Here is an 8,873-nt window from a genome sequence, read left to right as displayed (position 1 = left end):
ACCGGCCGGGTGCAGCTGCCGGTGAAGTTCCTGGAGGCCCTGGGCATGGAGCACCGCGTCGCCGTGGACCTCGGCGCCGACCACATCGCCGTACGCCCGGACGACCTCGCGGGCCACTGAGACGGGGCCGGGACCGGGGCACTGTGGACGGGAACCCGGGACCGGGGACGCGGACCGGGACCGGCCCCGGCCCCCGGCCTGGCAGGTTCCCGTCCTTGCAGGTCCGGTTCCGGTTCATCGTGCGCGGGTTCGCGCGTTCGCCGACGCCTGGCGGTGCATGCCGTCTGACCTGTGCGCGCACATCGCTCGGCGCGGGACGTCCGCCTGGCTCGGTGGTGCCGACGATCCGACCTTCCGGCCCGGGACGCGCCTGCGTAGCAGGCAACGGCCCGCATTGACGGGAAGCTGACCGGGCAGCAGGCCGCGCGCCCGGACGCTCTCCTCCGGCACGCCGAGACCGGCACCGGCTGACCCGGCCGTACCTCGGCGCTCCCGGCCGTACCTCGGCGGTTCCCGCCCGCCCGGCCGGGACCGCCGCGCCCCCGAGGAGCCACGCGGCCACCCACCGACACCGCCCCATGAGGGATCGGATCAGTTCGGCGGTGGGACCCGCGGGCGCGGCATCCCGGGCCGACGCGAAAACTCACGAAATCGGGGACCGCGGGGCCGCCGGGAGCGGTGTCGTACGCGGCCTCGGCGGCCTCGGCGGCCCCGCTGCAGCGCCCCGGCCGCTTTCCGGGCGGCGGGCGGTGGCCTGCAGGCGATCAGCCTGTGGCGGTGGTGGGGCTCGGAGCCCTGGCGTGTCTCAGCAGGTACAGGTTCCCGGCGTCGGGGTCGCCGAAGAAGAACAGTTCCAAGCTCCTGTGCACATCGCGGCGTACCTGGTACTGATAAGGGCCGGCGCAGGCGCACAGCACGGACATCATGATGGCCGCGCCTCCGGAGGCCCGCCTTTGTGACCTTCTCTTCCCCACCGCCGGCCCTCCCGATCGCCGTCCGCCCGGCTGCAGGTGTCGGCGAGCCTTGCACCCAGGGGCGGGGCGCTCCACCCGCATGGGCGGGGTAGCGCCCGATGAACTCGCACGGTCGAGATCATTTGTCACGGGACCCGCGTCGGCCGCCAGGCCGTCGGCGGCGGGTCCGGTGCCGTGCCCCGGGCCGGTGCCGCACGCCAAGTGGCAGGACCAGTGCGTCTCTTCCGGAGGGGGGTTAGCCCCCGGAAGAGTTCGGTGGCTGCCCTCAGCGCGGGCAACGGGATCACGGGAAAGGATCTTCTTACGTTGTCATACGCAAGTTGAGGGGCAAGAACGCATGGCTAAGTACCCCAAGCGCATCATTCGGCGAGGACTGCTGGTGACGGCGGTGGCCGTGGCGGGGGCGGTCCTCGCCCCTGTGGCAGTCCAGACGGCCGCTGCCGACACGGTCCGCACGGCCGGCGGTATGCAGGATCCGGTACGGGCGTTGGAGCGGGCGGCCCACCCGCTGCGTACGACCGAGCCCGGCGGGAACACGGCCGACCTGCGAGCCCTGTCCGTGATGATCGGCGATGCGAAGGTGGTCGGCCTAGGCGAGGCCACCCACGGCTCGCATGAGTTCTTCACCATGAAGGAGCGGGTCTTCCGCCACCTTGTCGAGGAGAAGGGCTTCACCACCTTCGCCCTGGAGCTGAGCTGGTCTGCGGGACTCCAGATCGACGACTACGTCCAGACCGGCACGGGCGGTGACGCCCGCAGTGTCGCCAAGCAGACCCTCGTCGACTCGCCCTGGGACCGTGAGGAGTTCGTGAGCCTCATCGAGTGGATGCGCGACTACAACCGCCACCACCCCGACCGCCCCGTGCACTTCATGGGCGACGACATCGGCGCCCCCTCGTTGAACGACGCGTTCTTCGGGCGGGTGACCGGCTACGTGCAGAAGAACCACCCCGAGGTACTGCCGCAGCTCAACGACCTCTACACCGGCCTGCGGCCCATCGACAACGTCTTCGCCTACCTGGGCAAGCCGCTCGCGGAACGGCAGCAGCTCGCAGCCAAGGCGCAGCAGGCCCTGGAACTGGTCAGCAGCACGAAGGGCTCCGGCGGAGACGCGTTCGACTGGGTCGAGCAGAACGCCCGTTCGATCGCCCAGACCGCCAGGTTTCTCACCATCGATCCGAACGACCCCACGTCGCTCCCCGACTTCGAGCTGTTCCGGGACGAGGTGATGGCCCAGAACGTAGCCTGGTGGCGGCAGCACACCGGCGACAAGATCCTGGTGTCGGCGCAGAACAACCACGTCGGCTACGTCTCCGACAATCCTGAGCTGTACTCCAAGACGCAGGGGTCGTTCCTGCGCGACACCATGGGCAAGGACTACCTGCCCATCGGCTTCACCTTCAACCAGGGCTCCTTCCTGTCGAAGGACGCAGCACTCGGCGGCGACTGGAAGAAGTTCACCGTGGGCGCCGCCGGGCCCGGCAGGAACGAGCGCACCCTCGACCAGGTCGGCTACCGAGACTTCTACCTCGATGTCCGCAAGGCGCCGGCCGCCGCGCGCGCCTGGTTGAACGTCGCCCGACCCACGCTCAACATCGGCACGCAGTTCCCCGAGGAGCCCCGCGCCACCGCGATCGCCCAGTCCTTCGACGTCCTCATCCATCTCCACGAAGTCCGGGAGGCCGACAAACTGAAGCCGTGACGACGCTGCCGCGCGATCACGTCCTCGCCGCGCTGCGCCTGGTCCACGCGAAGCCGTAGCAGGGGCGGCCGTCGCGATTCACGAAGCTGCGGTCGCCGAGGGGGAGCGGGGCTGCCGGCCGTCCTTGCGGCCGACCTGGCCCAGTAGCCCATGGATGTGGTCCCGCTCGCGACGACGGGGCTCCATGCGCGTGAAGCGGCCGCCGATCCTCAGGAGCAGATTCCCAAGCCCCTGATCCCGCAGGTTCGTTGGTGCATCCTCGATCACATCGGCGTACTGCCCGAGCGCCCACAACAGATGCGGGCGCGGTCACCCGATGGTGGGACGGTCCGGCAAAGACCGTCCCACCCTCCTCCTCCACACCACTGCACTCCCCGCACCCGGGGGCCATCCGTCAGCTGCGCGAGCCACGCCGCGCCGGCCGCACGCACCCCCGCGCACGTTCACCGATCAGGCCGCGGGTGCCTGCCGAGTGCCAGGTATGCGGCGGAGCCCGCAGCCGAACGGAGGGGGCGTCAGCGCATGCCGCCGGAAGCGAGGATGACATCCCCGGTGATCCAGCGGGCGTCGTCGGAAGCCAGGAAGGCCACCAGCGGGCCGTAGTCGGCCGGGGTGCCCGTACGGCCCAGCGGGGTGCCGGCGATCGCCTGTGCTTCCTGAGCGGAGCCGGGGAATCCCATGGCCCTGGTGCCCTCGGTGTCCGACGGTCCGGGCATGATCGCGTTGACCCGGATTCCGCGCGGGCCCAGTTCCTTGGCCGCAACGATGGTGAACGCGTTGACTGCGCTCTTGGACGCGACATAGAGCGAGGCGTACGTCGGGTGGGTGAGCGTGCCGGCCGTCGAGACGTTGATGATCGACGCGGCGCCGATGTCGTCCTGCGCGGCCAGGGCCTGGGTAGTGAGGATCGTACCCAGCAGGTTCGTGGTCATCTCGCGCTGGAACTCCTCCTCGGTGATGCCCGACAGCGGCGCGAAGGCGGCGACGGCCGCGTTGTTCACGAGCACGTCGACCGGTCCGTACTCCTCGCGCGCGCGAGCGAACAGATGGCGCACGTCGTCGCTGCGGGCCACGTCCGCCCGGACCGCGACCGCCCGGCCACCGTTGGCGGTGATACCCGCGACGACCCGCTCGGCGCCCTTCGCATCCTCCCGGTAGTTCACCACGACGGCTGCGCCGGTCCCGGCCAACGCCTCGGCGATCCCCGCACCGAGGCCCTTTGATGCGCCCGTGACGATCGCCGTACGTGCGTTGCTGCTCCTGCTCACAGTGACTCCTCGAACGTTGGTGCTTGCGGAAGTCACCGTAGGAAAGCCCATTACTCCTTGGAAGTACCTACTTTTTTGTAAGCTCATACCGTGATCGAAACTCAGCAGGTCGAGACGGCCGCCCGGCTCCTGGCGCACGACACCTTCGACAACAAGTGCGCGCTCAGGCCGATCATGGACCAGGCGACAAGCCGCTGGGCGACACTGATCATCTCGGCCCTCATAGCCGGCCCGCACCGCTTCGCGCAGCTGCACCAACGAGTTGGTGGCATCAGCCAGAAGATGCTGTCGCAGAACCTCAAGGCACTGGCCCGGGCCGGGCTCGTCGACCGTCACGTCGCGCCCACCAACCCGCCCCAGGTCACCTACAGCCTGACGGAACTCGGTGTCAGCCTGGCCGGGCCGCTGACCGACCTCATCCAGTGGTTCGGCCGACACGGAGACGAGCTCCTCGCCGCCCAGGAGCACTACGACAGCCGGCAGGCGTCACCGCGCGCGTAACGGGCCGCTCCCGTGGGTCGGTTCGGCGGAGTCTTGCGGCAGCACCAGTCGCCCAGGCCAGAGAGCAGATTTCCCGTCCACCAGCTCCACGGCGCGGGCGAGGACGGCGTCCCGCTCTGTGGTGCAGGTGATCACGGCCAGGTCCGTAGCACTCCCTAGAGCGCGAGCATCGCCGCGGCGACCTCGTCGGCGGCGGTGTCGGGGATCGCGGTCGCGGCCTGTTCGAGCACCAGCAGCCGGGCACCGGGGATCTCGTGCGCGAGCGCCTCGCCGTTGCCGACCGGGAAGAACCGGTTGTGACGACCGTGCACCACGAGCGCGGGCATCGTGACCTCGGGCAGGCGCTCACGCCACCGCGGCTTGCAGTCGATCCTGGAGAACATCATGCCCAGCTGGTTGGCCATCTGGACCGCGGGCTCCGTGCCCGGCGTGCGGTCGAAGACGCGCTCGGCGGTCGTGCGTGCGGCGGCGGGATCGTCGCCGAGGATCTCCGCTCTGGCGGCGGCGAACTCCGCCACGGCGGCGCGGTCGGACCAGTCGGGCGGCGTGAGCGCGAACCGTCGCTTCATGGACGCCTCGTCGTGGTCGGGCAGATCGTCGTCGACCGGGCCCGGGGCGACGGGCCGCGTCCCGGCGAGGGTGAGCGCCGAGAACGCGTCCGGATGGTCGAGCGCCGCGACCTGGGCGACCATCCCGCCGACGCCGATGCCCGCCAGGTGCGCCGACCGGTCGGCGAGTCCGCGGGCGAGCGCGGCCGCGTCGGCGGCGAGATCCCGGAGCGTGTACGCGGGCGCCTCGGGGTCGACGGTCGTCGACGCGCCGGAGTCGCGCAGGTCGTAGCGCACGACGTGACGTCCGCCGCGCGCGAGCGACTCGCAGAGCGCGTCGGGCCACGACAGCATGGTCGTGCCGCCCGCGAGCAGCACGAGGGGCGCCGCCGCATCGCCGAAGTGCTCGACCCCGAGCGTGACTCCTTCGGGCGTGCGGAACGAACGGACCGTCGAGTGCATCGTCAACCTCCGGGGCAGGTGCGTGACCGTCGCCACGCTACCCCGCGTCGGTGACACCGCCCCCGTCCCGCGCTGCACCCTCAACTGCGAAGAGCCGGAAAAGACGCAGGAGGGCCGATGCCGGTCCTCCCCTCCCGATCAGGAGACTCGCGGGACCGGCATCCTGAGCACGACATCGCAGGGGTCAAGCAACAGGCGGACGTCGGACGGGGAAGAGTGAGACGCGTCCCGGGCCCTCCCGCCCGGGCCCGGGAATTCGGGTGGCGGTGGCGCCGGACGACTTGCCACCATGCCCGCATGGAGCGCAGAACACCGCAGGAGAAGAAGCGGCTGAGCTATCTCAAGGACCGGCGCAACGCCTACGGCGAGAACGACAAGAGCTCGCGCAAGAACGTGCCGCGTTCGCGCCGGGCCCGCCACCACCAGCTGCGCCGGGGTGAGCAGCTGGCGCTGCGGAAGCTGACCGTGTCCGGCGGGGCCGTTGACGAGTCGGAGGTGCGGTTCGGCCGCCCGGGCACCGGTTCCTGGCGCAAGTGGGCGGACTCCAGCCATGCGGACGTCGTGATCCACCACCTGGAACGCCGGGTGGAACGTGGCGGGACGGACCCGGGGCAGGCCGCCGAGCGGATCGGGCGCATCCGGCGGCACGCACGCCGTCCCGGAGGCGCGTCGGTCAGGTGATCACCCCTGAGCAGCCCGGCCGGCCCCGGCCCCGGCTCCGGTCCCGCGCGCCGGTCCGGGTTCCGGCCCCGGTCCCACTCCCCGGCCCCGGCCCGAGGTCCGGGACCGGGTCCCACTCCCCGGCCCCGGACGAGGTGCCGTGGCGCTCAGAGCCGGAGGACGACGAGCGCGGTGTCGTCGCGGCCGTTGCCACCGGTTGCTCCCAGGTCGGCGAGGACGGCGTCGGCGATCTGCTCGGGGGTGAGGCGGCGGTGGCGGACGAGGCTGTCGGTGAGGCGGCGCAGTCCGGTGTCGATGTCCTCGCCGCGGCGTTCGATCAGGCCGTCCGTGTAGAGCGTGAGGATGCTGCCCGGGGTGTAGGCGGCGACGGCCTCGGGACGGGCGGGCGGTTCGGAGAGGGTGCCGAGGGGCGGATCGGTGGCGGCGTCGAGGGCGTGGGCGGTGCCGTCGGGGTGAACGAGGATCGGCGGCGGATGGCCCGCGCTGCTGTAGCTGACGGTGAGGCGGGTGCGGTCGACGAGGGTCTGGGCGGCGGTGGTCGTCATGGCGCCGTCGATGGTGGCGGCGTACTGGTCGAGGGTCTCCAGTGCGCGGGCGGGACTCCGGGTGGCGCGGACGGCGGCACTGAGGGCGGCATGGAGCTGGCCCATGACGCCGGCGGCCTCCAGCCCGTGGCCGACGACGTCACCGACGGCGACGGCGGTCAGGTCCGGGGTCAGGTCGTGCAGGTCGTACCAGTCGCCGCAGACGTTCAGGGAGCCGGTGGCGGGGCGGTAGCGGACGGCCGCGGTGGTGCGGCGGGCCTCGGGGATGGTGGGGAGCATGGCCTGCTGGAGGGTGAGCGCGACCCGGCGTTCGCGGGCGTGGGCCGCACGCAACTGCTGGTTGAGCTCCTGGAGTTCCTCGGCGCGGGTGAGCAGGTCGGCGGCCATCTGTTCCTCGTGCGTGAGCGCCTGGCCGGGCCTCTCCCAGGGGTGGTGGGACTTGAGCTGGCGGACCAGCGCGGTGACCTCCTCGACGCGATGGACGATGAGGGTGACCTGGCCGTCCGGTCCGATCACGGGGGAGTTGACGGGGCTCCAGTAGCGCTCCTCGAACACGCCGGGGCGGTCCGGGTTCTCGACGTCGTACTTCTGCAGGGCCATGCTGTCGCGCAGGCCGGTGGCCAGGACGCGCTCCAGGGAGGCACGCAGGTTGCGGGTGCCGCTGGCTCCGGGGTCGGCGGGGTTGTCGGGGAAGACGTCGAAGACGTTGCGGCCGATCAGCTCCTCGCGGCTGCGGCCGGACACCTTCAGGTACGCCTCGTTGGCGTCGGCCATGACCAGACCGCGGGTCATGACCAGTATGGGGCTGGGGACGGCCTGGAACACCGCCGTGTAATCGATATCGGGTCCCGACATGCCGCTTCCTGATCGCATCCGACTGATCACTGCGAGTGCCGACAATCTACGCGGATGGGAGGCCGGGGACGCCGACCGGCCGACGGGGTGCCCGGTGTGTCGCCGACGGCCCGTACGAGGGGGAAGGCATGAGGCGGTGGGCCACGCGCCGCGGCGACGAGGCCGTGAAGGCGACGACGGTGGCCCGGATGCGCACCACCGTCCCCGCCGACGCCCTTGGCCCCGGCCACCGTGACGGGCCGGGCCTGCCGAGCAGGCCCGGCCCGTCACGGTGGCGTTGTCCGGGGGCGCCCGGCGTCGTCGGGGTCATCCGGGGTCGGCCGGCGGAGTTCCGGTGGGGCGGAGGATCCGGCCGCTGATCCCCGTGGGCCGGATGCGGACCCAGGTGTCGCGCTCGCCGCCGGCCCACGGATCGGGGTCGGCGTCCGGCCCGATCCGGTGCACCGCGTCCTGGTCGGAGACCACCGAGGCGGTGCCGCTGACCAGCACGCTCCAGCCGGTGGCGAAGACCTCGTCGAGCCGGTCGACCTCGAAGCCGACCTGCTCGCCGGCCACGTCGGCGAGCAGGCCTCCGGCGTCGGTGCGGTAGAGGACGGCGGCGTCGAGCACCCGGTAGTTGACGGGCAGCGCGACCGGGCCTTGCGGCGTCGTCAGCACCACCCGGCCGACGCCGCCCGGCGCGAGCCTGGCCCAGCAGTCTTCGGGGTCCAGTACCTCCAGCGTCGCCCGGACGTCCGCCCGGGCCTGCCCGGGCGGTACGTCGCGGCCGCCGCCGAGCAGGTCGTCGACCGTCGTGTCGAGCGCGTCGGCGAGCCGGGTGAGCGCGCCGACGCCGAGGGGCGACGTGCTGGTCTCCGCGAACTCCACGAATCCCGGGTCCATGCCGCCCCTCGCCGCCGCCTCTGCGCGCGTGAGCCCCAGTTCCCGGCGGCGGTGCGTGATCCGGCGGCCGAGGTCGCCGGGGTCGCCGGGGTCGGCCGGTCGGTGGTGCGCCCGGTCGCTGTCGGTGTCCCTCATCGGTGCCTCCGTGGGCCCGGCCCGGCCGGCGCCTTCGCCGGCTCTTCGCGGAGCCTCGGCCTCCCTCATCGTCTGCCGCGGAGGTGCCGGCCGAGGAGGGCCGGTCGGGCCCGGGCAGCAGGCCGGTGGGCCCCGAGTACGGCTGCGTACGCCGGGAGGGAGCACAGAGTTCCGGCCGGGCGGTGGGCCGACCGGCCCCACACCCGGGGGCCGGTCGGCACCGGGGAGAGAGCCCGTCCTCACCAGGCTCGAAGACGGGTCCACCGTCCGGTGAGGCCCGCCCTCGGTCGACTACGGTTGGTGACGGTCGAGCGGCGGCC

Annotated in this window: 7 protein-coding genes; 3 read left to right on the top strand and 4 right to left on the bottom strand. The window is 72.2% G+C overall.

Features of this window, described 5'->3' with window-relative positions; all coding sequences use genetic code 11:
- Nucleotides 1–1,311: 1,311 nt before the first annotated feature.
- Entirely contained in the window at nt 1,312–2,676 is a 1,365-nt protein-coding gene (locus J5Y04_RS40325) for an erythromycin esterase family protein (RefSeq protein WP_209417520.1), read from the top strand.
- A 515-nt stretch (nt 2,677–3,191) separates the two neighbouring features.
- Here J5Y04_RS40325 and J5Y04_RS40320 read toward each other — a convergent pair.
- Complete coding sequence (locus tag J5Y04_RS40320; protein ID WP_307853553.1) at nt 3,192–3,944, bottom strand: SDR family oxidoreductase; 753 nt, start codon at nt 3,942–3,944, stop codon at nt 3,192–3,194.
- Between the two features lie 90 nt (nt 3,945–4,034).
- Here J5Y04_RS40320 and J5Y04_RS40315 point away from each other — a divergent pair, with 90 nt between their 5' ends.
- A complete protein-coding gene (locus J5Y04_RS40315) occupies nt 4,035–4,445 on the top strand; it encodes a helix-turn-helix domain-containing protein (RefSeq protein ID WP_209417518.1) in 411 nt (136 codons plus the stop codon).
- 155 nt (nt 4,446–4,600) lie between these two features.
- Here J5Y04_RS40315 and J5Y04_RS40310 read toward each other — a convergent pair whose 3' ends face one another.
- Nucleotides 4,601–5,455: an alpha/beta fold hydrolase gene (locus J5Y04_RS40310; protein WP_209417517.1), complete on the bottom strand. Its 855-nt coding sequence runs from the start codon at nt 5,453–5,455 to the stop codon at nt 4,601–4,603.
- A 297-nt stretch (nt 5,456–5,752) separates the two neighbouring features.
- Here J5Y04_RS40310 and J5Y04_RS40305 point away from each other — a divergent pair, with 297 nt between their 5' ends.
- Complete coding sequence (locus tag J5Y04_RS40305; protein ID WP_209417516.1) at nt 5,753–6,136, top strand: hypothetical protein; 384 nt, start codon at nt 5,753–5,755, stop codon at nt 6,134–6,136.
- Nucleotides 6,137–6,282: 146 nt separating this feature from the next.
- Here the strand turns inward: J5Y04_RS40305 and J5Y04_RS40300 are convergent, their stop codons facing one another.
- Both J5Y04_RS40300 and J5Y04_RS40295 read right to left on the bottom strand, forming a co-directional pair.
- The gene (locus J5Y04_RS40300) at nt 6,283–7,536 is read right to left on the bottom strand and encodes a SpoIIE family protein phosphatase (protein WP_209417515.1); all 1,254 of its coding nucleotides are present in this window, start codon (nt 7,534–7,536) and stop codon (nt 6,283–6,285) included.
- A gap of 306 nt (nt 7,537–7,842) precedes the next feature.
- Nucleotides 7,843–8,553 carry a pyridoxamine 5'-phosphate oxidase family protein gene (locus J5Y04_RS40295; RefSeq protein WP_209417514.1) on the bottom strand — a complete coding sequence of 237 codons (711 nt, stop codon included), beginning with the start codon at nt 8,551–8,553 and terminating at the stop codon, nt 7,843–7,845.
- Between the last annotated feature and the right edge of the window lie 320 nt (nt 8,554–8,873).

This window comes from Kitasatospora sp. RG8 (assembly GCF_017813315.1).
Lineage (GTDB): Bacteria > Actinomycetota > Actinomycetes > Streptomycetales > Streptomycetaceae > Kitasatospora.
This window is presented reverse-complemented; position numbering and strand designations above follow the sequence as displayed.

Bases quoted from the DNA above. Each gene is read 5' to 3' on its own strand.
- J5Y04_RS40325 (WP_209417520.1), top strand. From the start codon at position 1,312: ATGGCTAAGTACCCCAAGCGCATCATTCGGCGAGGACTGCTGGTGACG.
- J5Y04_RS40310 (WP_209417517.1), bottom strand. From the start codon at position 5,455: ATGCACTCGACGGTCCGTTCGTTCCGCACGCCCGAAGGAGTCACGCTC.
- J5Y04_RS40305 (WP_209417516.1), top strand. From the start codon at position 5,753: ATGGAGCGCAGAACACCGCAGGAGAAGAAGCGGCTGAGCTATCTCAAG.
- J5Y04_RS40300 (WP_209417515.1), bottom strand. From the start codon at position 7,536: ATGTCGGGACCCGATATCGATTACACGGCGGTGTTCCAGGCCGTCCCC.
- J5Y04_RS40295 (WP_209417514.1), bottom strand. From the start codon at position 8,553: ATGAGGGACACCGACAGCGACCGGGCGCACCACCGACCGGCCGACCCC.